The following is a 26,882-nucleotide window of genomic DNA, read 5'->3' as shown; positions in this document are numbered from 1 at the left end:
CATAATGAGGATAATATGTTCACCAGTCTTTTTGTTCGTCGTTTCGTTTGGGGACAATTACTGCTATGGGGAGCGTTAGCGCTGTTAACCCGCTTTACTTGGCTTGATGTAAAACCCCCCGAGTGGATATGGATCTTCAGCTATATGGCGTTAGGTGCGCTTTTTTCATCTTTATTATTCGTTGCTTTCCAGTTAATGCTGCGATGGCACGTAACTGCTCAGCTTGCCATGGCCTTAGCGCTGTCAGTATTAGTTGGGCTCGCTTGGCGAGCTAGCTTCAACGCGCTTGAGTATCATGTACTGGAATCTGCCAATAACCAGTTTCATTTTTGGGGCTATTTTCATAATGGTAAGTCAGCGATCACGCAATTATTACTGTGGAGCTGTGGTTTTTGGCTTTGGCATTATCAAAAACGTACACAACTTCAATCTAAACAGCAGGAGAAGTTACAGCAGCAAACGCGTGATGCGCAGCTAAAGCTGTTACAATTTCAAATCGATCCGCACTTTTTGTTTAACGTGTTGGCAAGTGCAGACACCCTACTACTCAAAAAAGACAGCAACACTGCACGTAACATGTTGAATAAACTCAGCAGCTACCTAAGAGACACTTTGACACTTGAGCCTCCTCTTACTCAACCACTATCAAAAGAGCTAACGCGGTGCAGACACTATCTAGACATTGAAAAAATGCGCTTTGCCGATACCCTCTCGATAGAATGGCACGTACCTGAACCCTTACCACAAGTGACACTACCGACAGGCATACTTCTGCCGCTATTAGAAAACGCGGTAAAACATGGTGCAGCGGCACAAACGGCACACTCAAGCATTGGTATTACACTCGAAACTGAGCCTCATTCCCTTACAATAAAAATGAGTAATCCATGTGCTTCACTCGGCGCAGCCAAAGACATAAATAATATAAGAGGGACAGGCATGGGACTGTATAACACCAAGCAAAGGTTACAGACCTTTTATGGCAATTCGGCAACATTGACATGTGGCCAAGAAGGCGACCTCTTTATTGTGACCATGACGGTGCCACTATGAAGCACCTAAAAGCCTTAATTGTTGACGATGAACCATTAGCCCGTGATGCGCTGCGTTTGCGCCTAGAAGTTACCAACGATATAGAAATAGTCGGCGAGGCTGACAATGGTGAAGACGCCTTATTATTAGCCGCTCAGCAGCAGCCCGATGTGGTATTTCTAGACATCAATATACCCAGGCTCTGTGGCATAGAAGCGGGTGCACTGCTTGCACAGTACTGCAATGCACACATCGTATTTGTTAGTGCCTATCAAGAACATGCTATAAAAGCATTTCGCCTCAATGCAATTGATTACCTGACAAAACCGATTAACGATGAATTTTTTGCACAAACGCTTGATCGTCTAAGACAAAGTCAACTAAATCATCCTGTAAATAAGCAGATAACAACTCCTAGGCACCAGTATCTTAAACGAATAGCATTAAAGGAGGGGAGTGAAACTCGCATGGTAGATACGCAAAGTATTATATCTGTGGAGTCCGCTAATGATTACCTGTGTATCAAAATCGCAAAACAGACCTTAGTAATACGTAAAACCATGAAACAGTTGAGCGCATTGTTAGACCCGCAACAATTTATACGATGCCACCGCTCCCATTTACTGAATATCAGCATGATAGAAAGCCTGCAGCACACAGACGAAGGTGTATATCTGTGTTGCCAAGGACATATGCACCCAGTTAGCCGACGCTATCTTGGGCAGGTCAAAGCAAAATTGAAGGCTTTTTTCCCCTAGTTAACCGGAGATCTGTTTAATAATCAAAGCCGAATAACCTTGATGTGTGGCTCTTTGCCTGTTTCGAGCAAGTGTGCTGCCATTGAGGTATAGAGCACTAAAGCGTTTAGTTCATTTTCTAATGTGCAGCTTAGATTATCCAAGACCTATCTGCGATATAATCGAATCCGTGGGTACGGCTGTGATCTTACCTGCAAAGCTGCCAATCGCCGACAGTGTGGCATTATGATGTGCTCTGATCATCTCACCTGACATATGTTGTTTATCTTGGGTTGTATGTGCATCAGCAACAAGGCTAACGGTATACCCTAAACTCGCTGCTTTTCTCGTCGTTGTATCAATGCAAAACTCAGTTGCATAACCGCACACTATCAAATGCTCAACATCGAGTTCTTTGAGCTGAGCGCCTAAATCGGTTTTCAAGAATGAATCGGGCGTGGTTTTTCTAACAAACCTATCGCCAGCAACTACCGTTAACGAAGATTGCAACTGCCAGCCACTGGTGCCGTATTCAATTGGAGTACCTGCTTGTTCATGCTGAACATAAATAACTGGCACGTTGTTCGCTCTCGCCCACCCCGTAAGTTGATTGATTTTTTCTAACACCAAGTCTCTTTCATAGGGTTGAGGTTCGGGGTCAAACAAGATGCTTTGCACGTCAATAACCACAACTGCTGAATTCATAAACTTCCTTTTTATCTATATCGAAGATTTAACTAAACAGGAAAACGTTTGTACAATAGAAAAAGAACGAAAAGCAATAAAAATCAAAAAAATACATTCATTTTCATTAAACGAGTGTACCTTGTTGTTGAGCGCTTATCTTTCACCATATCGTAGTTTATCTAGGTGAAAGCACTTTCATTCTATAACGATAGAACTACTGTAAGTTTCTAACATCAAGCGTATCACGCTTAATCACTTTGCCGCTCAATATGACACTATCTATGTCATCATAAGCGTCTACGCTTACCAACGGATTACTATTTAATAATAGTAGGTTAGCTTTAAACCCTACCGTTATTTGCCCATATTTGTGGCTCAAGTTATATGCTTTGGCATTGTTAACAGTTGCCGCAGCCAAGAGTCCTACCAGATCCACACCAGCATCATGCATCAACTTGAGTTCTCTATTTGTCGATAAGCCCGGCTGTGAGATGTAAGTCGGTGCAGGTGGAGTATCCGAGCCGAGCAATACTAAACCGCCATGGTTATATACATATGTAAGCGCTTGCTTTGCCTTATTTTGAATACTTTGAACTTTTCTTTTGACTAGTTCGTTGGACTTTACACGCCAACTAGACTGCATTTCTCTGGCAAACCATTGTCCAGCATCAGAACGGTACCAATCTAGCTGAGATGCTGGTACCACAGAGTGGTAGTCTTTGGTTAAAGTATGCTCATTGTTGGAAATTTCTCCCAATGAATACATGACTTCCAAGGTAGGCTGAAATACTATTTTTTGCTCAATAATCTTATCAAGTACTTGTTTTACATCCTGTGGCAATTTGTCACTTAGCTGACTATTGCTATTACCAATCCAATTCCATAGACCATGCCCCATGATGTTTACTCCTGCTTTGACAGCTAGCTGTTGCATGTCCGTCGCATTCGCATGAACCATAATAGGTAACCCCAGCTGCGCTGCATATGACGTAATTACTCGCCCATCGTCAACGGATAAATTTGGAATATCTGACGACTCACCAAAGCCATCTTCATAGTAAATTTTTCCGCAAATTGCACCAGCACTTTTCATCGCTTCAAGCACTTGCTTACTTTGATGTTCATTCGCGATTAACGCTTCTTGCTCACTATCAATAGGATCACTTGGCTGGTACAAAAAATAGGGTTTTTCCTGCTGAAGCACGCCATAACTCCACTCTTGAACGCTATACCCTTTATAAATAGGCATTGCACCGCAAAAATACGCATCAGGACTTAATTCAAATGCATTAAATGCATCAATGCTCGGCTTCGTACTTGACGGGTCAACAACTTGAGTCACACCGTAGTATAAATAGTTACGACCTTGGCGATTCAGAAATTGAGCTTGCATTTGCTCCGCCATGGGACTTTTCGGATCGAGTCCTGGCATAGTACGTAAATGTGTATGGCTATCGGTCAAACCTGGCATTAAGAACTTACCATGAGCATTTAGGTACTTTTTTGCCTTTGGCCTAACGCTAGCGGATGAAACTTCAGTGATCATGCCATTTTTGATAGCAACCCAATGCTTCGTTTTCACATCAATGCTGTGTGCGTCTTTTGCAGAGAGTATCGTTGCATTGTCGATGACTAAATCAACCTGTGCAATGCAACTAAAAGCGTTCATTAATAACGTAAGAAAAGCTGTTCTAAGTGTAAATTTCATTGCGACCTCAAATTTAAATAATCCATATTCCTCGATGACGCCCAATGTAATTAAAACGCAGACAAAGCGTTTGAGACTTGTATAATATAAACTTAAAATTTATTTAAATTATTTTATAAGTATAAAAATCAATGGGTAACAATTTGGAAAGTTATAAAATAGGGAATTGGATTGTTTATCCGTCATTGAATCAGCTAAGCCTTATCTCTGGATCTATTACGCATACCATTACACCCAAGCTAATGCGCCTGCTACTTGTACTTATAGAACATCAAGAACGACCACAAAGTATTGACGAGTTAATTGAACAGATTTGGGCACCCAAGGTTGTGTCTGATCACTCGGTATACCAAGCAATTGCCCAGCTGCGAAAAGTATTGAATGAAGACAGTGAATATAGTGATTATATAGAACGTATTTCAGGGCAAGGCTATCGATTAACCGTCAGTACTGCTAAACCTATTTTTGCACAGCACAAACCCGCAGCCGAAATATATACCCGTTACACATTGAGTGCTGTCATTGCCACTATCATCGCTTTACTCGTGCTCAGTTTATATATTGTGTTCAAGCCGACAGATCAAGGTAAAAACCATACCTCCCTCTATTTTGAGCAAACATCTTTAGCAGATCACTTATTGAATTCCAACAGTATTGAAAAACTACAACGAGCAAAGCAGATTTATTTACAAGTACTCGCACAAGAACCCAACAACCTAGACGCATTGATCGGGTTATGTAACACCTATATGGCATTAACCGAATATGGCGACATGCAAGAAAAAGATCTCAATCCACTATGTAGTTCACTATTAGACCGCGCACGCGAAATCGATACGAATAACGTTAAAGTGCTTGCCGCGATGGGTCGCTTAGCAACGATGGATAATCAATATGAACAGGCAAAAACGCACTTCGAGCGGGCTCTGGAGTTAACTGAGAACTACGCCATGTTATGGCACTGGTATGGGCGATTTCTTCGAAAAACAGCGCAACCCGCAGCCTCATTAAGTGCTCATCGAAAAGCATTCGAATTAATGCCTAATGACCCAATCGTAATGCGTGGTTTAGCCTATGCACATCTAGTTAATAGAGATTTAAAAAATGCGCGAAAATATTTTGAACGAAGTGTAGAAATAGCACCACATCAACGTAATATCGCACTTTACCGACTCGATTTTTACCCTTTTACTGATAACGTGGCCAATGATTACTTGCTTTGGTATAGCAAGAATCATTCAGCTCATGAGGCACTTTTCCCAGCACACAAACTCACCCATGCTTTATTGTTACTGAACTTAGGGCAAACAGAGCTGGCACACGAGCAATTTATTGCCGTATCTAAAAATAACTATATATCAGAAGCATTTAAACTGTACGTTAGCGCGGCTATTGCATGGCAGGAAAATAGCAAACAACACACTGTAGAACAATTAAAACTACGATATCATTTAGCTACGCACGCCAACCATTATGTGATGCCCTATATTATGGCGCTGAGTGCAACTGAACAGGCTGACCTTGCCTTAACATTATTTGCCAAACACTTTCCCGATATTTATACGCTAGACATTGCTCCCGCCAATGCGTCGCCACAATACTTAACGCTCGCACTGTTACTGAAACAAACTGGTGAGAATAATAAAGCAGCGCAAGTGCTCGCACTGTTAAACAACATCCAATTAGAGCCCTCTCAGCTACCATTATGGTTTTCATTAACCGCACAGCCTGATATGGCCAAACAATCGTTAAATGCGTTGCTAGACAATGGGTGGTTGCCAGATAACAATGACAACATCTTTGCTATAAACCTGTATTTTATGTTCTTGAACGATGACATGTTTCAAAAACAGTGGCTATCACGGCTGAAACAACTGCAAAATGAGATCTGGTTAAACAGCGACAGTTGAAACGACTCAACCATCGCCATCAAAACGCTTTGCGTCTTGTGAGTTACTTGATAGCTGCGTTATTTAGCTTTGGTATAATATTCTCTTATATGACTGTTGCCATCGTTACCCGAGCTGCCCATGTATTCCCAATAAGTATTATCATTTTCAAATTGCAGTTTTGAAATGTGTGCTTTTCCATATCTTTCATATTGCAAAACAATGTCTTTATCCGTACAACCTAAAACATTAAAGCGCATTCGCTCTTCTTTTGGGGGAAGGGTTATTGATCTATCACCTACTTTTATCTTTATTTCTGGCGTAGATATACGCATTTCATTTCCTTTGAATACGATGGTTTCATAGCCCTGATTTTGAGACATAAAAGACCATGCTTTTTCTTCTACATTTGCCCATTTTTTATTAAATGACTCAAATTTCTCTTTAGACGAAGACCATGTCCCTTCTAACGAAGGGCATGCAAAGGCAACACTTGGGATCAAAAAAAACAAACCAATAAATAACTTTTTCATACGTCAATTTTCACACTTATATTTGTAATAATATTAACGGCACATAAACTCGACCAGACGTTTTGTGCCCCATAATTTAAACTCTTTTTTACGCTAAAAATCCCCGAATGCATACCAGTCGAAATGTATCTTGAAATTCTCTAACCATTCCACATACAAGTTTGATAACCCGATCGCGCTAAAATTCAGTAACTCTATGGTTTAGAAAGCAAGACCTCAAAATCCTTCACAATTAAGAACTAGTCCATAACTAAAGCAGCTTCATGACCATAACATAATACTGGGGCCCTTAAGCCCCGCTGTGTTACACACTATTTCTAACGTTTCTTCAGTGACAGACAATCTACCAGCGCGCCTTTTTAGCATCTCCCGTTATACCAACATACCTCACTCAAGTGCATGGTAGTTGTATCTGTTTTTTGTACTTGTGACTTTCTAGACTCGCACTGAGCAAATAACGTGGTGCTATATATGACTAACTATGATTTGTAACTCGCCTTCAACGTTTTGAATTGGGCGCTTGACCATGAAAGCGAAGGTATAATTTTTTTAAACTCGGTGGAAGAAGTGGCCAGCCCGCCGTGATCCCTGCATCCGTCCCTATCCAAAATAGATGTTCTACAAAATAAACATCAATATATTCTAATTCTAATTCACTGGCTGTTGTGAGCTTACGCTCAATATAATCCAAATATCTGAGGCCTTTTTCAATGTCGCCTTCATTAAACGCACGAGTCGTTAAATTCGCGAATTCTTCCATATGGGCCGTATACGCTTGCGCATCGTGTTTATCCATTAATGGACACACCTCAGGAAACGATAAACGTATATCCAATAAAAACGCATTAATCCATCAAAAGTGCTGCCTTACAGCACATGTATTAATCTCCGCCACCACTATCACCACCAGAAGAGTCGGAGTCATAAGGGTTAAAGTTTGTCGTTGAGCTAGATGAACTAGTCGATCTGAACGAGCCCCCTTTAGAGGTATCAACAACCATAAAAAAAATACCCACCACTATCAAAATTAACCCGATGGCAAACTCCCCAAAAAAAACTTGATAAAGGCCTAATACTGCACACACAGTAGCCGCGATTATCCGTCCCATATTATTAGCTCCTTTGATTAAAACTGTGGGCTTGGCGGATGAACCAGAAGTTCTGAGTCCCCAATTTATCATTCAGTACATTATATTAAGTGCCGAAATCAAGATACTAATAGATATAACTTAGTTCGCTATCCAATGATGAATAGAGCAATGTCCTCAACTCATCAAAATCCAACCCACCACTTTGATTGGTCATAAAAACAAGCACTTCGTCTTCGCTCATATTTCTATGAATGTATGCTCTAAAACCAACCCAATTCCCAGAATGCGCAACGATAAAAGGCGACTCATCATCAATCGACCAACCAAAGCCATAATAAGAAAGCGAACCGTCGTTTAGCACGGTTGGGGAAAATGCTTCACGCTGCAGAGTCTCAGGTAAAAGTTTATGATCGCGTAACCCGTCATGCCATTTAAGCAAGTTATCCACGGTAGAATATACCGCTCCATCTCCTGTCACCCCTTCTAGGTGATACAAATCTTCTAATTCATCTTTAAACTGCCCATAGACTCTATTTTTAAAATCTTGATTTTTAGATAAAACAGTAAAAATACGCGTATTTTCCATATGTAATGGTTGAAAGATATATTGTTGTGAAAACGCTTCTAATGATTGCTTTGATATTTTTTCAACAAGGTGAGCAAGCACCACATAACCCGTATTGCTGTATTCAAACTGACTCCCAGGGCTGAATTCTAAAGAGGGTGCATGCTTTGCAAATAACACCATCATATCTTGATTGGTAAAATCTCTTTCATCCCAATACTTATCGGTTAATTCCTCATAGTCCACCATACCTGAGGTGTGCGTCAGTAGGTGCCTGATAGTGATATTTTTATAGGGAAATGTTGGTAAGTAATGACTGACCCGTTCATCATAGTTAAGCTTGTCTTGATGATGAAGTAGCATAATCGCCATGGCGGTAAACTGCTTAGATACAGAGCCCAGATTAAAGGCAGAGTGAGCGGCTAACTTGTCGGTTCTACTTGGATGGATTTTACCTATTGTTTTTTTAAATAGTATTTTTCCTTTGCGCGCAAATAAAAAGCTACCACTGACTTGGCCACTATCGCCCAAAACATCCAGCTGTTGTTCTAGTGCCTTTAATTTTTCACGCTCAGTCACTGTGGCAGCAAAACTCGTACTCGAAAAAGCGGATAAATAAAAAAAACATAAAACGACAATGGCCAATACCCGTTGCATACAATCATCCTTGCGATTTAATTCTTAATTTCTCTTATTTTAAGTCGATAAACTACGCAGTCTTTTCATAACTGGCAATAATCGTCGTATTTGCGACGGACGAGTCAAAATACCTTGCCTTTACAGCCATATAATCTGAGTCTGAGAAAAAGCTTTCAGCTTTACTTTGGCTTGGAAAATGAATGGTAAAAACGCGATTAATTGGTGTATCAACCTGAGATAGCAAAACCTCAGACACCTTAAAGTCAAAACCAAACCCACCACCATAGTGACTTAAGATTGGTTTCATTGCAGCCCGGTACTGAGCATAAACTTCATCATTTGACACGTCTAACCCAACTAAAAACTCATACATATATTTCATTCCTTTATTAAAACTAGCTTGCTCAAACTATGCATCTCGTGTCTATATACCACTTTGTTAGCAACATCATAATGGTACGCTCGTTATACGAGGTTTTCACTATTTCAATTAGATACTTGGTTGATTGTCCATCAACTGAATACTCACTGCGATTAAAAACGACAGATTACTTACCTCTCACCCACTTCTTTTTTAAAGTTTCCATGTAAACTATCTCTCCCATTTATTAGAACTCGGTTAGCGATGAAACGTACTCTTCTCCCTGTTATTCTGGCAGCAACATTATTTAACTTAGGCTGTCATAGCCCGCAAGACGAGCTTAGTAAACTAGCCCCAGAGGATAAGCCAACAATAAGAGTGGCTACTTTTAACGTCAGCATGGAAGCAACCAACTACAAATTGGCAAGTGGCCTTGATGCCTCTGGCAATGCTTTAAGCACAGCATTGCAAAGTGGTCAGTTCGAACAAATAAACAATATTGCCCAAATCATTCAACGCGCACGCCCCGATGTGATTTTGCTGAACGAATTTGATTACATTGCCAATCCAGAGCAAGGGATAAATTTATTCAAACAACAGTATCTCGAGGTATCACAAAACGGTTTTGCGCCTATCTATTATCCCTATATGTATCTAGCGCCCGTCAATACTGGCGTTAAAACACCATTTACTGACAAAAATGCTCGCTTAAAACATTTCGGTTTTGGTCATTATTCAGGCCAATATGGTATGGTGGTACTGTCTAAATTTCCTATCCAATCAGAGCAAGTGCGCACCTTTAAGCACTTTTTATGGCAGGATATGCCAAATAACCTCATGCCCACCGATGAAGGTCGCAAACCTTGGTATGCCCAACATGAGCGCGACATTATGAGACTGTCTTCAAAATCGCATTGGGATATTCCTATCAACATCTGCAATCAACAACTCAATGTATTAGCAAGCCACCCGACGCCGCCTGTATTCGATGGACCGGAAGATAGAAATGGACGCCGTAACCATGATGAGATCAGATTATGGAAAGATTACATCAGCACAGCTGGTAATAATTATTTATATGATGATAAAGGACAGTACGGTGGCTTTGAAGGTCAGTCGTTTGTGATTTTAGGTGACTTAAATGCCAGCGCCGTTGATGGTGATGCCCACCCAAATGCAATCAAGCAACTATTAACTCACCCGCGCGTTAATAATTACCCGGCACCAAAGTCACAAGGTGGATTGCTTAATAAGCCAGACAACACCAATGGCCCAACACACACTGCTCATTGGGGAATGAGGGCTGACTATGTCTTGCCATCAAGCGATTTAAAGGTTGTGCAAAGTGGCGTATTTTGGCCGGCCAAATATGAAGATGGCGCAGAACTGGTTAGCAGCAGAGAAGCCTCTTCAGATCATCGTCTTGTTTGGATAGATATTGAATGGCCAAACGCGGGCACACAATGCCAATAAGGTTATGAGATAAAACAGAGGGCCAGCTTAAGTGGCCCTTTGTTTTATACATTCAGATCATAAAGTGTCATCTAGCCACTTAAAGAATTCACGTTGCCAAACAATGCCATTTTGTGGGCTTAGTACCCAATGATTTTCTTCAGGAAAGAATAAAAAACGACTTTTTAAACCGCGTAGTTTTGCCGCTTGGAATGCTTGAAGCCCTTGCTCTAATGGTACACGGTAGTCTTTACCACCGTGGATCACGAACATAGGCGCATCCCACTTATCAACAAAGTTGATAGGGTTAAACTCGGTGTAAATTTTACTCGCAGCCTGATTATCTTTTTCCCAATAGGCACCGCCAAAGTCGTGATTAACAAAAAAGACCTCTTCCGTTGAACCATACATACTGCGGGTGTTAAACATACCACAGTGAGCAATAAAGGTTTTAAAACGCCCATCATGATGGCCTGCCAAATAAAACGCGGAATAACCTCCATAACTTGCCCCCACAGCGCCTATGCGCGCCTTGTCAACATAAGGGGCTTTAGCAACATCATCAATCGCATCGAGGTAGTCTTGCATTACTTTGCCACCCCAATCTTTGCTAATCGCCTCATTCCACGCCACACCATGGCCCGGCATACCACGACGATTAGGGGCAACCACAATGTAACCTTGTGACGCCATAACTTGGAAATTCCAACGGAACGAGTAAAACTGAGAAAGCGCTGATTGTGGCCCGCCTTGTAAATACAATAAAGTGGGATATTGTTTGTTTTTATCAAAGTTAGGTGGGTATATCACCCAAGTCAGCATATCGTGGCCATCTTTGGTTTTGACCATCTGCTTTTTAACGGTTGGTAAATCAAGCTTGGCATATAGCGCATCATTAACTTGGGTAAGCGCGCTCATGCTTCTGTCGCTTAAATCAAAACGATATATCTCCGTTGCACGGTTCATGCTGCTACGGGTGATCACTAAACTATCTTTTTTCGCTGCAACAATCCCCGTCACATCGAACATCCCTTGGCTGAGCTGCTCAATGGTAGGCTTGGATTTACCATTCACTGCAACACGGAATAGCTGAATGGTGCCCTCTGTTGGGGCGACAAAGTAAATATGCTTGCCATCATGGCTCCATTTAAAACTATTAACCGTTCCATCCCAATGTTTGGTTAGGTTGAGCGATTTATTGTTAATTTGCACAATGATGTCGTTTTTGTCAGCCTCATACCCGGCTTCGTCCATCTGTAACCATGCAAGCTGGCCCGTCACAGAAAACGCGGGATATTTATCGTACCCAAGATTGTCTTGTGTCAGATTAGTGGTTTTTTTAGTAGCGAGATTGTAGCGATAGATATCCGTATTCGTGCTGGTCACAGCCTGAGCACCGGTAAGCTTTTTGCTCACATAATAGATATTCTCGCCTTTAGGTCCCCAAATATAATCTTCAGCCCCACCATACGGTTTTGTCGGACTGTCGAAGGGTTCGCCCTTCATAATGTCGATTTTTTGTTCTGTCTCTAGGTCTTGATAAAACACGTGGTTCACACTGCCATCGCGCCATGTGTCCCAATGACGGTAGTTCAAGTCATCAAATACGTAGGCGTTGGCTTGTGCCAAATCTTGGTGCTTATCGGTTGCTAGCACCGTCTCTACCTTCACGGTGTCATCGAATAGCTTTTTACTTCCATCAGGAGAAATATGCGTGTCCGCCAAAAGCCCTTGATAATCGCTTAAGAGCCGAGCTGTTCCACCTTTTAAAGGCACTTGGTACACTTTGCTGTCAAACTTATTGTTCGCAACACTGGGTGTAGTCACTGTATAAATGACGTGTGTTTGCGCTTTGTTTAGACCCAGCGCACTAACACGCTTTACTTGCCACAGCTTTTCAGGCGTCATCACGTCACTGGCCATAGCACCAGCGCTCAGTGATAACACCAGCATGACGGAAAACAAACTTTGTTTCATCGCATTTTCTCTTTGAAATTTTAAACGCGCCTAGATTACATAATTCGAACTTGTCATAAAAGTAATCGCGATAAGAAGTGAAAGGCTGATAATATGGTGTATCTGACAAACTGATTTGCCGCTTCCTTGCTAATCCCATCGTTCACTCTTTGAACTGAGAATTTGAAATGATTTTGAAGAGCTAAAAGCTTAGACAAAACAGCTCAACATGCAAATTGGAATGGATGTCTATTTAAGTTTGGAATGGATGTCCATTTAAGTTTATCGTTATAACTTTAATACCCCTTAACCTTAAGCAACTTGAATGTTTCTTTTGAAAGTCGAGAGTTATCAAACGCTTTATCATCATCTGTTTTAAAAGCGCCTAAAAATGATAAGGTTAACAAGTTTTTACTTATACTTTCAAACCGAGTAAAACTTGGTGCTATACCAAGAATAACCGCAAGAAAATGAGGTGTTATTGAATAATAAGATGACCTATATTTTGCCATTGAAAGTCTAATGTCATCTTGAGCTTTATAGTAACGATTTTTATAGTCCTCGGAATCGTCATAGCGAAGACGAGAGTCGAGCATGTTAGAATAAAAAGTGAGGTGTGTGATTACATCAGCCCTTGCTTTCTTGTACTCAACACAAGGTTCTAAAAAAACCTTAATAAACATTTGGGAACAAACATGTAATAACAACCCACCTAATATCGTTAATGCAGAAGAAATGAGTATTTTGTCTAAATCTGCCATTGCCAAGACAGGAGCTACTTGATTTAAATCTGACACTACACTTCCCTAAAGTTATAACGCTTGCCGTAAACGGCACAAAATAGCAGGCTAAAATTAGCGACGAAGGAGCACAAGCCTGCTGTTTTGTGTCCTTGGTTTTACGGCCTTGATACTTATTGAACCTTCTCCCCGAAGTTTAGCGAACAGCTAAACTTCAAGGCGACCAAACCAAAAGGAGAAAGCTCAATGAAATTCTATACTACTTTTCACAAATATTATTGTGGAATTGACCTGCATGCACGCATTTTATACGTTTGCATTCTTGATGAGCGTGGTAATAAAGTGGTTCATCAGAAAATAAAAGCTGATAAACATGAATTACTTAAACTGATTTCACCCTATCTAGAAGATATTGTTATCGGTGTTGAATGCATGCATTGCTGGTATTGGGTCAGTGATTTATGCGCTGAACATGATATCGGCTTTGTACTTGGTCATGCGCTGTACATGAAAGCCATTCATGGTGGCAAAGCCAAAAACGATAAAATTGATTCTTATAAAATCGCTAGCCTATTGCGTGGTGGCAACTTTCCACTGGCTTACAATTACCCTGCTAATATGCGTTCGACCCGCGATTTACTGCGCAGAAGAACACGACTGGTTCAACATGGCGCACAACTGAAAGCGCATATAGTTAATACAAATAGTCAGAAATACCCTTTGGACAGCCACTTAAAAATAGCAGCAAGTTAACAGTCGAAGCCCCATCGCTCAATGATTCTTCAAGGTTATCGCCAATAAATGTGCTTGATACCGATAATTGCTATCTTAAATCAAACTCTTACGCTCAACCTTTCGGCTTTTAAGCACAACTTTCCCTGCCTAGGTATAAGCATCAAATTTTATGGCCATGCTAGGTTATTGTTAGCTTAATAATGCTTCGCTAGTTTTGATACTTCGTCGTCGTTTGTGCTCTCGTCGTTCACAATAAGCATTCAAATTGTATGATTTACCTACTGCGCCGTGAAATACCTCTTCAAACTGTGTGGTGAGTTTTATCCAGTTTTCTGCCTTGATATTCAATCTCTTAAGAATAGGCGCCTGATTGCTTTCGATATAGCCTCGTTTGTCTGTGCGAATACATTTACCTGTCAACTCCACTAATTCTAAGTAGGATTTAAGCTCAAAAGGCATGCCTTTTGGCATATGTTTTCTTGGGCTTCCAACAAACCGTGCTAGTTGCTTTGGTTGTTTACCTTCTTTTGTCTGTTCACAGCGCTTTTTTATGCTGGTATGGACTGAATTTTCAGGTGTTTTTGCCATCTTGGCCCTGATGGGGTTTAAATCTACGTAGGCCATACATGCCATCAGTGCCGCTTCATCTAAAAGCGCTTGGCTTTTAAAACGTCCTTCCCAAAACCGACCTGTGCAATCATCTTCTCGGTTCGCTTGACGTGCTATCCCTTCGTTCAACACCCGCATAAACCAACTGATACTCGATAGCCGGTTTCGGTATTCTTTTATCTCTTTATTTAAAAAGTAGCGTTGGCCCTTGTCGAGTTGCTCGCCTTTTAAATACCTGTGGGTAAACATCGAGCCTTTGAACAGTTTGCACCAACGTATTAATACTGCTCTATCACTCAGTCTTTGGGCTTTTTTATCATCAATATACAACACAACATGAGTATGGTTACTCATCACAGCATAAGCGCACACATCAATACAAAATACGCTTGCCAAATATAGCAAACGCGCTTCCACCCACCCTCGACGATGCTCATACGACTTGCCCGTTAGTTTATCTTCACCGCACAAAAACGCCCGTCGAACACAACGTGAAACACAGTGATAATAAGGGGTATCTGACAAACTGATTTGCCGCTTCCTTGCTAATCCCATCGTTCGCTCCTTGAACTTAGAATTCGAAATAAATTTGATGAACTAAAAGCTTAGACAAACCAACCCAACATGCAAATTAGAATGGGTGTCCATCGAAGTCTTGTTTGACAAACTGATTTGCCGCTTCCTTGCTAATCCCATCGTTCGCTCCTTGAACTTAGAATTCGAAATAAATTTGATGAACTAAAAGCTTAGACAAACCAACCCAACATGCAAATTAGAATGGGTGTCCATCGAAGTCTTGTTCCATTTTATCTTTCATTACTTCAGTTTCCATACGGACTCATTGCCACATAACGCCGCAAATAAACGGCAAAAATTAGTTGGCTAAAATTTGTGAGTCACGAACAAAGCCAACTGGTTTTTGTCCGCCCTTTTTAATTTGCTTTGTTATGTTGCGACTTTATATTTCTCGTATTTTTTAGCATGCTCAGGACGATTCATTAACGTGGCAGCTTTTATTAAATGCTCCCAAAATAGATGGCCAGGGCTTTTATTGTCCTCCATTACACCATCCAATTCTTCCATAGCTAGACGAAGCTCATTTACGGATAAGTACTCAAGAAAGTCTTCTTCACTATAACCAAAGTCAGATTCTTTGATTTCAGCCGGAAGCAATTTATATGCTGCTTGTAACTCCGCTGATATTAGCTCCCATTTGTCACTGATACTCATAATTTCCCTAGCAACATAACGCCGCCAGAAGCAGCGAGTTTACGAGTCCGACTTGCTGGCCTTGATACTTATTGAACCTTCTCCCCGAAGTTTAGCGAACAGCTAAACTTCAAGGCGACCAAACCAAAAGGAGAAAGCTCAATGAAATTCTATACTACTTTTCACAAATATTATTGTGGAATTGACCTGCATGCACGCATTTTATACGTTTGCATTCTTGATGAGCGTGGTAATAAAGTGGTTCATCAGAAAATAAAAGCTGATAAACATGAATTACTCAAACTGATTTCGCCTTATCTCGAAGATATTGTTATTGGTGTCGAGTGCATGCATTGTTGGTATTGGGTAAGTGATTTATGTGCTGAACATGATATCGATTTTGTACTTGGTCATGCGCTTTACATGAAAGCCATTCATGGTGGCAAAGCCAAAAACGATAAGATTGATTCTTATAAAATTGCCAGTTTACTGCGTGGTGGCAACTTCCCGCTGGCTTACAATTACCCTGCTAATATGCGTTCAACCCGTGATTTACTGCGTAGAAGAACGCGGCTGGTTCAGCATGGTGCACAACTGAAAGCGCATATAGTTAATACAAATAGTCAGTACAACTACCCACCGCTCGAATTACACATGAAAAACAAATGCGTTCGCCAAGAATTCCAAACGCGTTTTGACGATCAAGCCGTTCAACGCAATGTTAACTTTGACTTGGCCATTCTCGATGCCTACGCAGAAGAGCTTAAAAAGCTTGAATATTATTTAGAAAGCAAAGCTAAAAAGCATCAAGCAAACTATTACGCACAGCTGCGTACCATACCAGGTATTGGGCTTATCTTAGCCATGACCATCTTGTATGAAATTGGTGATATTAATCGCTTCGAGTCTGTACAAAAGTTTGCATCTTATTGTCGACTCGTTAAGTGCAAAGCCGAATCTGCTGGTAAAACCTATGGCACCAGTGGCAATAAAATTGGTAATGGTCACTTAAAATGGGCATTCAGTGAAGCCGCAGTGCTTTATTTACGTGGCAACAACAAAGCTCGGAACTACTTAAACAAATTACAAAAGCGCATGAGTAAAGCCAAAGCACTCTCAGTGCTCGCCCATAAGCTCGGGCGCTGTGTTTATTTTATGTTGAAGAATAAAACGGTATTCGATGATGAACGTTTTTTAAAAAGTTAAGTCGCACAATGGGGTGAGCTATACACCTAACTAGATAAGCATGAACAACCATGTACTATTTGTGTTTAAGTCAGCAAAAGCTGAATTTTACAGGTAAGTGTTGTCGAAGTAATAAGCTATTTCGCCTTGATTAGACACCCCATTGCTGCGCATTAATTTAAGCAATGAGTTAAATCGTTTACACCTTAGCTGAGCCTTTAACTAACTGGACGAATGAGCCATCCCCTTGAGTAGCGCCAGATTAAGGTTAACCGATGAATGTCTAGTGGCCCTAAACGATAAGTTGTATCGACTGATTTAGGCAGCGATGAGATCGCATTAAGAGACCCTCAATATGTGTTTGCCGTAAACGATTTTAACGGCTATCCGACATAGCGAAGTGAACAGATTTAAGAATTGCAGATACAAATTAGCTGCTTAAAAGCAGCTAAAAAGAATCATTATGCTTACTTGACCCGAGAAGGTTCATATGTGTTAGAAGCCGCTTCTCCGTTGTTCTTTTAAAGGATCGTGAGGCTTTACATTACCCCCTTGAGTAGCCTTATTTACATACCCTAAGTCAGTTTCAATTTCTACTTGAACTAAGTAGGGTTTGCCTAAAGCTGAGCGCCAGTAATGATATTTTTCCTGATAATCTTGATTAAAGCTAAATTTAGCTGAAATTGATTTCACCCATTCATCGGGTAGCTTATGTGCTGTAAGTATTCGCGTAATTTCAGAGCTCATGTACTGGCACATATCTTCTAATAAGGGTGACCTGATATCGCCTTTACAATTTATTAAATCAAGCGAGATCATATCTACTTCATTCTCTTGAGCCAATAGAAATAGCTGACCTACAGCCCAATAGCCTAAGTAATCATTATTGCGACCACTCAATAATTCAGCGAGGTTATTTACGATTCCTTTAAATTCTCTACGACGAGGCATAAGTTTTCATCGGCTTCTAACGCCGCGCTCTGCGGCAAATTTGGAGCGCAGCGGGAAATTTGGCCGGCAGCAGCGCTTTGTTAGGCATTTTAGATTTTAGAATACCTTTTTCCATAACGACTCGAGCCTTGTGCCAACTATGCCTTTTCCAATGTTATCTAGGCCACGAACCATCACATATAAGCCACCTAATATTTGGATGCCTTCAGTTACTCCCAAACCCGAATAGCTAAATTCTGGGAAGAAAACGTAATAAGACATAATTACTCCAACACAGAACTCGAAAGCACCGTAAGAAAGGCGAAAATTTTCTCTGTACCAAAATAACAACAAGCCTAAAATGGGTAACCCGACCATCGTCCCCCAAACTGTAATTGTAGATATCAGTAGATCTATGTTGGAGTAAACGATGTTAGCGGCTGCCGAAGCAATAACACCAAGTACAAAGCTGGTTATCAGGTAACGCCTTTGAGAGGAAACAACTTTATCAGCTTTTTCTTCTATCTCTTTGTTTAAAGTATCGCCTTTGCTCTCACCGATAAACACAGAGCCAGTAATAGATGTGATATTTCGACTAGAAAGAAAGTATGCCAGCGCCTTATCATTTGTTACAACGCAAGGAGCTTCGACTCCTTGTTGTTCTGCATAAGCGATAGCTATTCGTGCAATATCAAAGTCTGCTCCACTCAAACGCTGAGCATTTCGATCAGATTGAATAAGATCATTTTTTAACTTTTCAGGCGCTTCAACTATGTGCACGCCAGCCGGGATGGACGATGCAACCAAGTCAGCTATATCTGACCATTTGCTGCCTTTGCCTCTATATGAAAGCTCATGCATCACAGCCTTTGGAATAACTATTTTCCGATTTCCAGCTCTGGATAATATCTGTGGATGCTGTAACAGAACACTAGTATCTATTATGTATCTACTTGGCATAAACCTTCCTGATGCCTAACGCCGTAATAAACGGCACAAAATAGCAGGCTGTAATTGGCGACGAAGGAGCACAAGCCTGCTGCTTTGTGTCCCTTGATTAATTACTTTGTTAGGTAATCGATTATTTCACTAATTGAATCTTGAGATGATTGTGTATAACTATTTTCTCTCATAGCGTTAAGAGCATTTTCCCAATCTTTGACTTTTTTAGACTTTATAGCTTTGAGGATGGCAGCTGTAACCGGGGAGTGCTCTTTATACATGCTTGTAAGCTCTAACGTCTTTATAAACTGATCAAGATCAGTTGCTTCATTGGTTTCTACTATGACTTTTAAAGACTTCCCGTTGAGCAATTCATAATATTCAAACCCTCTTTTGGATTTGATTATAAATGCATTCTTATTTTTTACTTGGATTGCATCAGTAGAACCATAAGGAGCAACTATTGATTTCAATGTGATCAAAGCGACTTTTTCTGCAAGAGCTTCAACACTATTTAGATCCTCAGGTGCTAACTTTCCTTTCTCACAGACAATATCATCAGATGAGATATCTAAACTTTTTTTCAGTGCTTCAAAAACGTTACCTTTAAGAATGGATGGTTGCTCAGTATTAAGGTTTTTCAATAGATTTGAATTCAGCATAACTATTTGGCTTTTATATTGCTCATTATCTTCTGTAGAGGAAAAAAGGAGCTCTGGATTTTCACCAAATAAAAAAGCGCTTTCTTCCATATTTCCCGTGACTACAATTGGGATATCAAACCCATCAAATCTAATTTTATCTAAACTTGTAAAATTACCTACTGTGTAGCTAGACCACATTAAATCAGCATTTGATTGAGCTTTTATATTGGCTTTGACTTGTTGGCACTGACTGTAAATATCAGTTGCATTAACAACTTCTGAGAATAGAAGAATACTTAAAATTAAACTACGGAGTCTCATTGATTACCTAACAGCTTATTCTCTCCCAAAATGTCGGAATAAATACCGACAAAACGGGCTATATTACGTGCGCCAATCTTCCCACGTCAAAAGTTCAATGTAAACAAATCTTAAGCAGCACTAAAAAGCAGCCTCCGTCAAAATCGGACAAAACGGGCCGTAATAATGTTATCGGACAAATAACAAAAAACCCGAGCTTGGCTCGGGTTTTTCTCATTCATTACTTATTAAAACTTCGGGCCACCGCCGCCGAACATGCCCGGTGGCATCATGCCTTTCATGCCGCGCATCATTTTCATCATGCCGCCTTTGCCTTTCATCTTCTTCATCATTTTTTGCATTTGCGTGAATTGCTTCAGCAGCTTATTGATGTCTTGCACCTGAGTACCAGAACCTGCTGCAATGCGCTTTTTACGCGAGCCTTTGATAAGCTCAGGGCGAGCACGTTCTTTGGGTGTCATTGAGTTAATAATGGCTTCCATTTGTACAAATGTTTTGTCACCTACTTGGCCTTTCACTGCGTCTGGTAAATTATTCATACCCGGCAGTTTTTCCAACATTGACATCATGCCGCCCATGTTTTTCATTTGGCGCAACTGCTCAGCAAAGTCTTCTAAAGTAAAGCCATCGCCTTTAAATACTTTTTCAGCGACTTTGGCAGCTTTTTCTTTATCAACCTTCATCTCCACTTCTTCGATAAGTGACAAAACGTCACCCATACCAAGAATACGAGACGCAATTCGATCAGGATGGAATGGCTCAAGCGCATCGGTACGCTCACCCACACCCATAAATTTAATTGGCTTGCCAGTAATATGACGAATTGATAAGGCAGCACCACCACGGGCGTCACCATCAGTTTTGGTTAAGATTACACCGGTCAGTGGCAGCGCTTCATCAAATGCTTTTGCGGTATTTGCCGCATCTTGACCCGTCATTGAGTCAACAACAAATAACGTTTCAATTGGGTTGATGGCCGCATGTAGCGCTTTAATCTCGTCCATCATGTCGCTGTCAACGTGCAAACGACCTGCGGTATCCACAAGTACCACATCAATGAATTTTTTCTTGGCGTGACTGATAGCACCCGTTGCAATATCAACCGGCTTTTGTGAAATGTCACTAGGGAAGAACTCTACGTCCACTTCACTCGCTAGCGTTTCAAGCTGTTTAATAGCCGCTGGACGGTATACGTCAGCACTCACTACCAACACTGACTTTTTCTTGCGCTCTTTTAAGAACTTGGCAAGTTTACCCACACTGGTGGTTTTACCCGCACCTTGAAGACCCGCCATCATCACAACGGCTGGCGGCTGCGCCGCTAGGTTAAGCTCTTCATTCGCTTCACCCATGGCTTTTTCAAGCTCTTCACGCACAATTTTAATGAAAACCTGACCTGGGCTTAGGCTTTTTGTGACTTCAATGCCTACGGCACGCTCTTTTACTTGTTTAACAAACTCACGAACTACAGGTAAAGCGACATCGGCCTCAAGTAGCGCCATACGTACTTCGCGCAGTGTTTCTTTTATATTATCTTCGGTTAGGCGGCCCCTGCCGCTGATGTTTTTAAGCGTTTTACCTAAGCGTTCTTGGAGGTTTTCAAACATGTATTAGGTTCCAATAAATCGTAATTGTCGAGCATTATACTGATATGGTCCCGACTAATACAGTGTTCAAGTGCATACAAAGTTTCTTTTTGGAAACTCTTTGCAACGAGCAATGCTTAAAATACAATAGCTTCATAAGGGAAATTTATTATTAGGTCACACTTTGATGTTGATTATTAGCTTGTCTTTGTTCGCCAGCCTATTTTACGTGCTTGCCACTGGCCACGTTTTATCGCGACTATTCCATAAAGAAGGGCCAAATCAAAAGCTCACTATTATTTTGAGCACCTTGGCAATTTTGTCGCACATGTTATTGCTTGTGAACTCGGTATTTACCCATGACGGACAAGACTTAAGCACCGTTAATGTCGCCTTGCTCACTTGTTGGGTCATCGTGGTCAGCGTTACCACCGTGTCCTTAAAATTTCCTGCCACCTTGTTACTCCCTGTTGTGTATGGCTTTGCCGCTATTTTACTCACAGCAAGCCTTTTTATTCCTCATCACATTGTAATGCAAACAATTAACGTTGATTTAGGGTTAGTCATACATATTTCCTTGTCACTGCTGGCCTACTGTGTGCTGATCATTGCCACGCTTTACGCGGTTCAGTTTTACTTTATTGATAAACGCTTAAAGCAAAAAGACTTAGCTATTATGCACAGTCATTTGCCGCCACTTATGCAGGTAGAGCGTCAGCTGTATCAACTACTCACGGTAGGCACAGCATTGCTCACGCTGGCTTTACTCTCTGGCTTTGTGTTTTTAGAAGGCATGTTCGCCAAAGAGTTTATACACAAAACTGTTTTATCTTTAGTTGCTTGGGCTATTTTTGCCGTTGTAGCGGTAGGCCACCACCAGTTTGGCTGGCGGGGTAAAGCCGTTGTTTCGTCAATCATGGGCGCATCCGCACTTATAACGCTGGCTTATTTTGGCAGTCGCTTCATTCAAGAAGTTATTCTGGGTAAGTTTTAGCTTGACTCTTTAGGCTGGCTAACGCTTAATACACGTTCGTAAGAAAGAAAGGGATCCACTGTTGGACGACATATCAACAAGCACCTTATTTATAATATTGGGCTTGCTAATCATGATCTCGGGCTATTTTTCTAGCTCTGAAACGGGGATCATGTCAATCAACCGCATTCGACTGCGTCACCTCGAAAAAGAAAACCACCGTGCAGCAAAACGCGTAAGCCGGCTGTTACGTCGCCCTGACAGGCTCATTGGCCTGATCCTCATCGGTAATAACCTCGTGAATATTGCAGCAGCTCAAGTTGCCACCATTATAGGTTTACGATTATACGGTGATATGGGTATTGCTATCGCAACTTTTGTGTTGACCCTCGTGGTACTTATTTTTGCCGAAGTGACACCCAAAACACTCGCTGCTTTATATCCGGAAAAAGTCGCGTTTCCAAGTTCCATTATCTTAAAAGGCTTGTTAAAAGTACTCTTTCCTTTGGTGATCACTGTGAACTGGATCACAAATGGCATGCTGAAACTATTTGGTATCTCCTCAAAGCAAATTGAAGAACATAGCCTAAGTAAGGAAGAGCTAAAAACCGTGGTGAACGAATCAAGCGCGCTACTGCCGTCTAACCACCAAAACATGCTGACCTCGATTTTAGACCTTGAACAAGTGACCGTTGAAGACATCATGATCCCGCGTAACGAGATCAATGCCATTGATATCAACGATGATTGGAAAGACATTTCAAGAAAGCTCACCAACGCACAACATACTCGCGTATTGTTATATCGTGATCAAATTGATGACGCGGTTGGCTTTATTCACGCCCGTGATGCTTTACGTCTACTAACTAAAGAGCAATTCGACAAGCCGTCACTGCTGCGGGCTGTACGTGAGATTTACTATATACCAGAAGGCACTTCACTGAACACGCAGTTGCTTAAGTTCCAGCAAAGTAAAGAACGTATCGGCTTGGTGGTTGACGAATATGGTGATATTCAAGGCCTAGTAACACTTGAGGATATTCTCGAAGAAGTGGTCGGTGACTTCACCACCACGCAAACTCCAGCCGCTAGCGATGAAGTCGACGTACAAAGCGATGGTTCTGTTTTAGTCGATGGCGCAGCCAACATTCGCGACATCAACAAAGAGATGAACTGGGAGCTGCCAACCGAAGGCCCTAAAACCCTTAGTGGTTTGATTGTAGAGCATTTAGAAGATATTCCTGATGCACCGCTTAGTTTGATCATCGCTGACTACCGTATGGAAGTCGTTGAACTCAAAGAAAACATGGTCAAACTGGTTAAAGTATTACCAGTCAAACGCAAAGCTCAGTAACCCATAGCCCACAGTGTTACGCACTGTGGGTGTTCACCCCACCCGTTAGCCTCTCATTAAAACCCATCGGCTGTGTCACAGTAATATAACCGACATAAAAAAGTAACCCAAAAGTCATCAAGCTATGTTTGACTGTTCCCATTTTTACAGCAATTAAAAAAAGGTTACTCATGTTAAAACGTTCTCTGATCACGCTATCAATTATTTCTGTGCTTTCGGGCTGCTCATTAGATGGCAATGACGGTGCCGCCGGTCCCGCTGGACCACAAGGCGTCGAAGGCAAACAAGGTGAACAAGGCACGAACGGACAAGATGGCAAAGACGCGAATGCACTTTTAGAGATTAACTTGGTTGGCCGTGCTGTATTGAACGCTCAAAGCCCAGAAGGCGCTGCGGAAATTGTTGCATATCAAGCAAGTAAAAAGTGGATTTATGCCATTAACAGCTCAGGCGATAAAGCTGTTGTTAACATCATCCCAGCTACCTCATTCGATACTGCCGCGCTGGCTAAAAACAATGGAGGTGTGATCACCACCACCAACCTGAGCAGTGCCATCACACTTGAACTAAACGAACACACTGCAGGCGATGCAAACAGTATTGCCGTTGATGAAAACAACCAACTTTTAGCTGTTGCTATGGCCGCAGAAAAAACCGGTGATTTAGGTCAAATTGCTTTTTACGATATTTCGGGTGATAGCCCCACGTTTGTTAAAAATGTAACAGTGGGCGCGTTACCTGACATGGTAACCTTTTCACACGATGGCAAAAAAGTCGTGGTTGCTAACGAAGGTGAACCAGCGGGTGATTACAGCGTTGACCCTGAAGGTAGCATCAGCATCATTGATGTAAACGATGGCGCGGTAGCGAACACGGCAACGCAAATTGACTTTAAAGCATTCAACGATAAGCAGGCAGAACTAGAAGCACAGGGCATAGTCTTCGCCAACCCAGCTGGACGCACCATCAATGGTAAGCTCATCAGCACCACAGTGGCCATGGATTTAGAGCCTGAATATGTGACCATTTCTAAAGACAATCGTTATGCGTACGTGTCAATTCAAGAAAACAACGCATTAGCTGTTGTCGATTTAAGCGATAACAGCGTGAAACTAATGGGTTTGGGCTTTAAAGATTGGTCAAACTTAAAAATGGATGCCTCTGACAAGGACGGCAAAATTAACTTGCGCACTTACCCGGGTCTTTACGGCATGTATCAACCAGACACCATATCAAGTTTCACTTGGCAAGGTGCTAACTTCATCGTCACCGCCAATGAAGGTGATAGCAGAGAATACTTTTTTGACGCAACTGACGAAGCTGACTGTACGGCCAAAGGCGGTTTAGAGTTTGACGAAGACGACGGCTGCTTAGCCTACATCGATGAATCGCGAGCAAAGGATCTCACACTTGCAGATAACTTCTCGTACCTGAATAACGATAACGACGATATCGGTCGATTGAAAGTGACCACCGTTAAAGGTGACATCGATAACGACGGCGAATACGAGCAGCTTTATGCCTATGGTGCGCGTTCGTTTACCATTTGGGACAGCAATGGTTTAGTGGTCTTCGACTCAGGCGATGACATAGAACGCATCACAGCATCCATTCACGGTGCGGCATTTAATAACGACGAAGATACTAACGAAGGCGATACACGCTCCGACGCCAAAGGCCCTGAGCCAGAAGCACTTGCACTAGGTAAAGTGGGTGAACGCCTGTTTGCCTTTGTTGGCCTTGAGCGCATGGGTGGCGTCATGGTGTACGATATCACCAACCCTTACAATGTAAAATTTGCTGATTACTTTTACAACCGAGGCTTGATAGAAGGAGCTGATATTTCAGGTGATTTAGCCCCTGAAGGGATGACATTCGTGCCAGCTGAGCAAAGCGCAACAGGTAAGCCGTTACTTATCATAGGTAATGAACTTTCAGGTTCAATCGCTGTGTGGGAAGTGGCAATTAAAGACGCGTAAGCTTTACGCGCAAACTGGCAAAAAACGCGGCCTGAGCCGCGTTTTTTAATTACTAGAATTACGATAAATGACTGCCTTTGAGTAGCTCAATAACCGCCTCTGAGTGATGTTTCTTGGGTAGAGAAATCGCGTAAAAATGTTCATAGGCGTTGGGTAGCTCTTGATACTCCTCCAACACACCACTTTTCAACTCATCTAAGATGACCAAAGGCGGAAGCACTGAGCAGGCCCCACTATCACGACTCAGTAGTCGCAGCATCGCCATATCATCGGCTTGCGCAAGTACATCAGCCTTGTATTGATGAATTGCACAAATGGAGTCAAATGCCGAGCGTATCGCCGTATTGGTAGTTGGTAACACCCATTTCACGCCATCATAGCCAGTTGGAAAGGTGCTCGCAGGCTTTTTACCGTGAGGGCCCACAATGGAGATTGGTTGACGCCTTAACAGTTGATGCTGCCAAATCTGCTGACTGTTTTCATTACCCACTGTGCGATTGGTCAGCACAAAGTCGAATTCATGATTTACTAAACCGTCGAGCAGATTGGCCATCCCTCGTGTGGCAAGCTTCAGTTCAACATTTTGTTGGCTAAGCAGTGGCGCAATAAAACCCTCGACGAAGTTTCGTGACAAATGCGTCAAAACACCAATAGACACCGAGTGTTTAATGGGCACCACTCCCTGCTTAAGTACTTGCTCCAATTCATCGCCCGTGCTGAATATATCTTGCGCATAATTCAACACCCGTTGGCCTGCGTCGGTTAAGCGCAATGTACGCCCCACTCTATCAAAAAGCGCGACTTCATAGCGCTGCTCAAGTGCACGGATCTGAGTCGATAAAGCCGACTGTGACAAATGCAGCTCTTTAGCCACTTGAGTCAAGTTACCTACAACAGCTACGCGCCAAAAATAATACAAATGATGGTAGTTTAGCTTGCTCATAATCGTTCTCTTATATAGAACGTTTAATTAAAATATATGTATTTTATTTTATCAATAGGGCTTAGGCATAATGTGTCGACTA

24 protein-coding genes and 1 pseudogene are annotated in these 26,882 nt (G+C 41.7%); 9 read left to right on the top strand and 16 right to left on the bottom strand.

Annotated features, from left to right (window positions below; translation table 11 throughout):
• Positions 1-15 precede the first annotated feature (15 nt).
• On the top strand, positions 16-1,053 hold the full coding sequence (locus AC5FX4_RS08225; protein WP_493605954.1) for a sensor histidine kinase: 1,038 nt from the start codon (positions 16-18) through the stop codon (positions 1,051-1,053).
• Positions 1,050-1,790 carry a LytR/AlgR family response regulator transcription factor gene (locus AC5FX4_RS08220; RefSeq protein ID WP_493605953.1) on the top strand — a complete coding sequence of 247 codons (741 nt, stop codon included), beginning with the start codon at positions 1,050-1,052 and terminating at the stop codon, positions 1,788-1,790. Before AC5FX4_RS08225 ends, AC5FX4_RS08220 begins: the two co-directional genes overlap by 4 nt.
• A gap of 135 nt (positions 1,791-1,925) precedes the next feature.
• Here the strand turns inward: AC5FX4_RS08220 and AC5FX4_RS08215 are convergent, their stop codons facing one another.
• Together AC5FX4_RS08215 and AC5FX4_RS08210 are read right to left on the bottom strand one after the other, a co-directional pair.
• Positions 1,926-2,474 carry a cysteine hydrolase family protein gene (locus AC5FX4_RS08215; protein ID WP_493605952.1) on the bottom strand — a complete coding sequence of 183 codons (549 nt, stop codon included), beginning with the start codon at positions 2,472-2,474 and terminating at the stop codon, positions 1,926-1,928.
• Positions 2,475-2,670: 196 nt separating this feature from the next.
• On the bottom strand, positions 2,671-4,164 hold the full coding sequence (locus AC5FX4_RS08210; protein ID WP_493605951.1) for an amidohydrolase family protein: 1,494 nt from the start codon (positions 4,162-4,164) through the stop codon (positions 2,671-2,673).
• A 131-nt stretch (positions 4,165-4,295) separates the two neighbouring features.
• Here AC5FX4_RS08210 and AC5FX4_RS08205 point away from each other — a divergent pair, with 131 nt between their 5' ends.
• Entirely contained in the window at positions 4,296-6,074 is a 1,779-nt protein-coding gene (locus AC5FX4_RS08205; RefSeq protein WP_493605950.1) for a winged helix-turn-helix domain-containing protein, read from the top strand.
• Positions 6,075-6,133: 59 nt separating this feature from the next.
• Here the strand turns inward: AC5FX4_RS08205 and AC5FX4_RS08200 are convergent, their stop codons facing one another.
• The 5 genes from AC5FX4_RS08200 to AC5FX4_RS08180 all read right to left on the bottom strand — a co-directional run bounded on the left by AC5FX4_RS08200 (position 6,134) and on the right by AC5FX4_RS08180 (position 9,254).
• Positions 6,134-6,586, bottom strand: a complete 453-nt coding sequence (locus AC5FX4_RS08200; protein ID WP_493605949.1) for a hypothetical protein — start codon at positions 6,584-6,586, stop codon at positions 6,134-6,136.
• A gap of 499 nt (positions 6,587-7,085) precedes the next feature.
• Positions 7,086-7,421 (bottom strand): DUF7674 family protein, encoded by a 336-nt coding sequence (locus AC5FX4_RS08195; RefSeq protein WP_493605948.1) that lies wholly within the window; start codon positions 7,419-7,421, stop codon positions 7,086-7,088.
• 46 nt (positions 7,422-7,467) lie between these two features.
• Positions 7,468-7,695, bottom strand: a complete 228-nt coding sequence (locus tag AC5FX4_RS08190; protein WP_493605947.1) for a hypothetical protein — start codon at positions 7,693-7,695, stop codon at positions 7,468-7,470.
• 106 nt (positions 7,696-7,801) lie between these two features.
• Entirely contained in the window at positions 7,802-8,899 is a 1,098-nt protein-coding gene (locus AC5FX4_RS08185; protein WP_493605946.1) for a serine hydrolase domain-containing protein, read from the bottom strand.
• 52 nt (positions 8,900-8,951) lie between these two features.
• Complete coding sequence (locus AC5FX4_RS08180) at positions 8,952-9,254, bottom strand: DUF1330 domain-containing protein (protein ID WP_493605945.1); 303 nt, start codon at positions 9,252-9,254, stop codon at positions 8,952-8,954.
• Positions 9,255-9,506: 252 nt separating this feature from the next.
• Between AC5FX4_RS08180 and AC5FX4_RS08175 the strand changes: the two genes are divergently transcribed.
• A complete protein-coding gene (locus AC5FX4_RS08175; RefSeq protein WP_493605944.1) occupies positions 9,507-10,715 on the top strand; it encodes an endonuclease/exonuclease/phosphatase family protein in 1,209 nt (402 codons plus the stop codon).
• 57 nt (positions 10,716-10,772) lie between these two features.
• Here the strand turns inward: AC5FX4_RS08175 and AC5FX4_RS08170 are convergent, their stop codons facing one another.
• Together AC5FX4_RS08170 and AC5FX4_RS08165 are read right to left on the bottom strand one after the other, a co-directional pair.
• Positions 10,773-12,671 (bottom strand): S9 family peptidase, encoded by a 1,899-nt coding sequence (locus AC5FX4_RS08170; protein ID WP_493605943.1) that lies wholly within the window; start codon positions 12,669-12,671, stop codon positions 10,773-10,775.
• A gap of 275 nt (positions 12,672-12,946) precedes the next feature.
• Positions 12,947-13,447, bottom strand: a complete 501-nt coding sequence (locus AC5FX4_RS08165; RefSeq protein WP_493605942.1) for a hypothetical protein — start codon at positions 13,445-13,447, stop codon at positions 12,947-12,949.
• A gap of 189 nt (positions 13,448-13,636) precedes the next feature.
• On the opposite strand from AC5FX4_RS08165, the pseudogene AC5FX4_RS08160 reads away from it, so the two are divergent.
• Positions 13,637-14,101, top strand: a pseudogene (locus AC5FX4_RS08160) (IS110 family transposase); the annotation flags it as partial.
• Between the two features lie 213 nt (positions 14,102-14,314).
• Here the strand turns inward: AC5FX4_RS08160 and AC5FX4_RS08155 are convergent.
• Both AC5FX4_RS08155 and AC5FX4_RS08150 read right to left on the bottom strand, forming a co-directional pair.
• Positions 14,315-15,289 carry a transposase gene (locus tag AC5FX4_RS08155; protein ID WP_493605941.1) on the bottom strand — a complete coding sequence of 325 codons (975 nt, stop codon included), beginning with the start codon at positions 15,287-15,289 and terminating at the stop codon, positions 14,315-14,317.
• A gap of 390 nt (positions 15,290-15,679) precedes the next feature.
• Complete coding sequence (locus AC5FX4_RS08150; protein WP_493605940.1) at positions 15,680-15,964, bottom strand: hypothetical protein; 285 nt, start codon at positions 15,962-15,964, stop codon at positions 15,680-15,682.
• Between the two features lie 141 nt (positions 15,965-16,105).
• Between AC5FX4_RS08150 and AC5FX4_RS08145 the strand changes: the two genes are divergently transcribed.
• Positions 16,106-17,149 carry an IS110 family RNA-guided transposase gene (locus AC5FX4_RS08145; protein WP_493605939.1) on the top strand — a complete coding sequence of 348 codons (1,044 nt, stop codon included), beginning with the start codon at positions 16,106-16,108 and terminating at the stop codon, positions 17,147-17,149.
• Positions 17,150-17,623: 474 nt separating this feature from the next.
• Here the strand turns inward: AC5FX4_RS08145 and AC5FX4_RS08140 are convergent, their stop codons facing one another.
• The 4 genes from AC5FX4_RS08140 to ffh form a co-directional block, all read right to left on the bottom strand.
• Positions 17,624-18,079 carry a hypothetical protein gene (locus AC5FX4_RS08140; protein ID WP_493605938.1) on the bottom strand — a complete coding sequence of 152 codons (456 nt, stop codon included), beginning with the start codon at positions 18,077-18,079 and terminating at the stop codon, positions 17,624-17,626.
• A 96-nt stretch (positions 18,080-18,175) separates the two neighbouring features.
• The gene (locus tag AC5FX4_RS08135) at positions 18,176-19,018 is read right to left on the bottom strand and encodes a PIN domain-containing protein (RefSeq protein WP_493605937.1); all 843 of its coding nucleotides are present in this window, start codon (positions 19,016-19,018) and stop codon (positions 18,176-18,178) included.
• 101 nt (positions 19,019-19,119) lie between these two features.
• On the bottom strand, positions 19,120-19,965 hold the full coding sequence (locus AC5FX4_RS08130) for a hypothetical protein (RefSeq protein WP_493605936.1): 846 nt from the start codon (positions 19,963-19,965) through the stop codon (positions 19,120-19,122).
• A 227-nt stretch (positions 19,966-20,192) separates the two neighbouring features.
• On the bottom strand, positions 20,193-21,572 hold the full coding sequence (gene ffh, locus AC5FX4_RS08125; RefSeq protein ID WP_493605935.1) for a signal recognition particle protein: 1,380 nt from the start codon (positions 21,570-21,572) through the stop codon (positions 20,193-20,195).
• Positions 21,573-21,738: 166 nt separating this feature from the next.
• Here ffh and AC5FX4_RS08120 point away from each other — a divergent pair, with 166 nt between their 5' ends.
• The 3 genes from AC5FX4_RS08120 to AC5FX4_RS08110 all read left to right on the top strand — a co-directional run bounded on the left by AC5FX4_RS08120 (position 21,739) and on the right by AC5FX4_RS08110 (position 25,857).
• Entirely contained in the window at positions 21,739-22,545 is an 807-nt protein-coding gene (locus tag AC5FX4_RS08120; protein ID WP_493605934.1) for a cytochrome C assembly family protein, read from the top strand.
• Positions 22,546-22,606: 61 nt separating this feature from the next.
• Positions 22,607-23,878 carry an HlyC/CorC family transporter gene (locus tag AC5FX4_RS08115; RefSeq protein ID WP_493605933.1) on the top strand — a complete coding sequence of 424 codons (1,272 nt, stop codon included), beginning with the start codon at positions 22,607-22,609 and terminating at the stop codon, positions 23,876-23,878.
• 170 nt (positions 23,879-24,048) lie between these two features.
• Positions 24,049-25,857 carry a choice-of-anchor I family protein gene (locus tag AC5FX4_RS08110; protein WP_493605932.1) on the top strand — a complete coding sequence of 603 codons (1,809 nt, stop codon included), beginning with the start codon at positions 24,049-24,051 and terminating at the stop codon, positions 25,855-25,857.
• A gap of 58 nt (positions 25,858-25,915) precedes the next feature.
• Here the strand turns inward: AC5FX4_RS08110 and AC5FX4_RS08105 are convergent, their stop codons facing one another.
• Positions 25,916-26,800, bottom strand: a complete 885-nt coding sequence (locus AC5FX4_RS08105) for a LysR family transcriptional regulator (RefSeq protein ID WP_493605931.1) — start codon at positions 26,798-26,800, stop codon at positions 25,916-25,918.
• Positions 26,801-26,882: the final 82 nt, after the last annotated feature.

The sequence above is a fragment of the Pseudoalteromonas sp. ATL1 genome (assembly GCF_058933015.1).
The sequence above is the reverse complement of the archived record's forward strand: the minus strand, read 5'-3'. Positions and strand labels throughout refer to the sequence as shown.

Excerpts from the sequence above, each read along its gene's own strand:
- AC5FX4_RS08225 (WP_493605954.1), top strand. The coding sequence starts at position 16 with ATGTTCACCAGTCTTTTTGTTCGTCGTTTCGTTTGGGGACAATTACTG.
- AC5FX4_RS08220 (WP_493605953.1), top strand. The coding sequence starts at position 1,050 with ATGAAGCACCTAAAAGCCTTAATTGTTGACGATGAACCATTAGCCCGT.
- AC5FX4_RS08215 (WP_493605952.1), bottom strand. The coding sequence starts at position 2,474 with ATGAATTCAGCAGTTGTGGTTATTGACGTGCAAAGCATCTTGTTTGAC.
- AC5FX4_RS08210 (WP_493605951.1), bottom strand. The coding sequence starts at position 4,164 with ATGAAATTTACACTTAGAACAGCTTTTCTTACGTTATTAATGAACGCT.
- AC5FX4_RS08205 (WP_493605950.1), top strand. The coding sequence starts at position 4,296 with ATGGGTAACAATTTGGAAAGTTATAAAATAGGGAATTGGATTGTTTAT.
- AC5FX4_RS08200 (WP_493605949.1), bottom strand. The coding sequence starts at position 6,586 with ATGAAAAAGTTATTTATTGGTTTGTTTTTTTTGATCCCAAGTGTTGCC.
- AC5FX4_RS08190 (WP_493605947.1), bottom strand. The coding sequence starts at position 7,695 with ATGGGACGGATAATCGCGGCTACTGTGTGTGCAGTATTAGGCCTTTAT.
- AC5FX4_RS08185 (WP_493605946.1), bottom strand. The coding sequence starts at position 8,899 with ATGCAACGGGTATTGGCCATTGTCGTTTTATGTTTTTTTTATTTATCC.
- AC5FX4_RS08180 (WP_493605945.1), bottom strand. The coding sequence starts at position 9,254 with ATGTATGAGTTTTTAGTTGGGTTAGACGTGTCAAATGATGAAGTTTAT.
- AC5FX4_RS08175 (WP_493605944.1), top strand. The coding sequence starts at position 9,507 with ATGAAACGTACTCTTCTCCCTGTTATTCTGGCAGCAACATTATTTAAC.
- AC5FX4_RS08170 (WP_493605943.1), bottom strand. The coding sequence starts at position 12,671 with ATGAAACAAAGTTTGTTTTCCGTCATGCTGGTGTTATCACTGAGCGCT.
- AC5FX4_RS08155 (WP_493605941.1), bottom strand. The coding sequence starts at position 15,289 with ATGGGATTAGCAAGGAAGCGGCAAATCAGTTTGTCAGATACCCCTTAT.
- AC5FX4_RS08150 (WP_493605940.1), bottom strand. The coding sequence starts at position 15,964 with ATGAGTATCAGTGACAAATGGGAGCTAATATCAGCGGAGTTACAAGCA.
- AC5FX4_RS08145 (WP_493605939.1), top strand. The coding sequence starts at position 16,106 with ATGAAATTCTATACTACTTTTCACAAATATTATTGTGGAATTGACCTG.
- AC5FX4_RS08140 (WP_493605938.1), bottom strand. The coding sequence starts at position 18,079 with ATGCCTCGTCGTAGAGAATTTAAAGGAATCGTAAATAACCTCGCTGAA.
- AC5FX4_RS08135 (WP_493605937.1), bottom strand. The coding sequence starts at position 19,018 with ATGCCAAGTAGATACATAATAGATACTAGTGTTCTGTTACAGCATCCA.
- AC5FX4_RS08130 (WP_493605936.1), bottom strand. The coding sequence starts at position 19,965 with ATGAGACTCCGTAGTTTAATTTTAAGTATTCTTCTATTCTCAGAAGTT.
- ffh (WP_493605935.1), bottom strand. The coding sequence starts at position 21,572 with ATGTTTGAAAACCTCCAAGAACGCTTAGGTAAAACGCTTAAAAACATC.
- AC5FX4_RS08120 (WP_493605934.1), top strand. The coding sequence starts at position 21,739 with ATGTTGATTATTAGCTTGTCTTTGTTCGCCAGCCTATTTTACGTGCTT.
- AC5FX4_RS08110 (WP_493605932.1), top strand. The coding sequence starts at position 24,049 with ATGTTAAAACGTTCTCTGATCACGCTATCAATTATTTCTGTGCTTTCG.
- AC5FX4_RS08105 (WP_493605931.1), bottom strand. The coding sequence starts at position 26,800 with ATGAGCAAGCTAAACTACCATCATTTGTATTATTTTTGGCGCGTAGCT.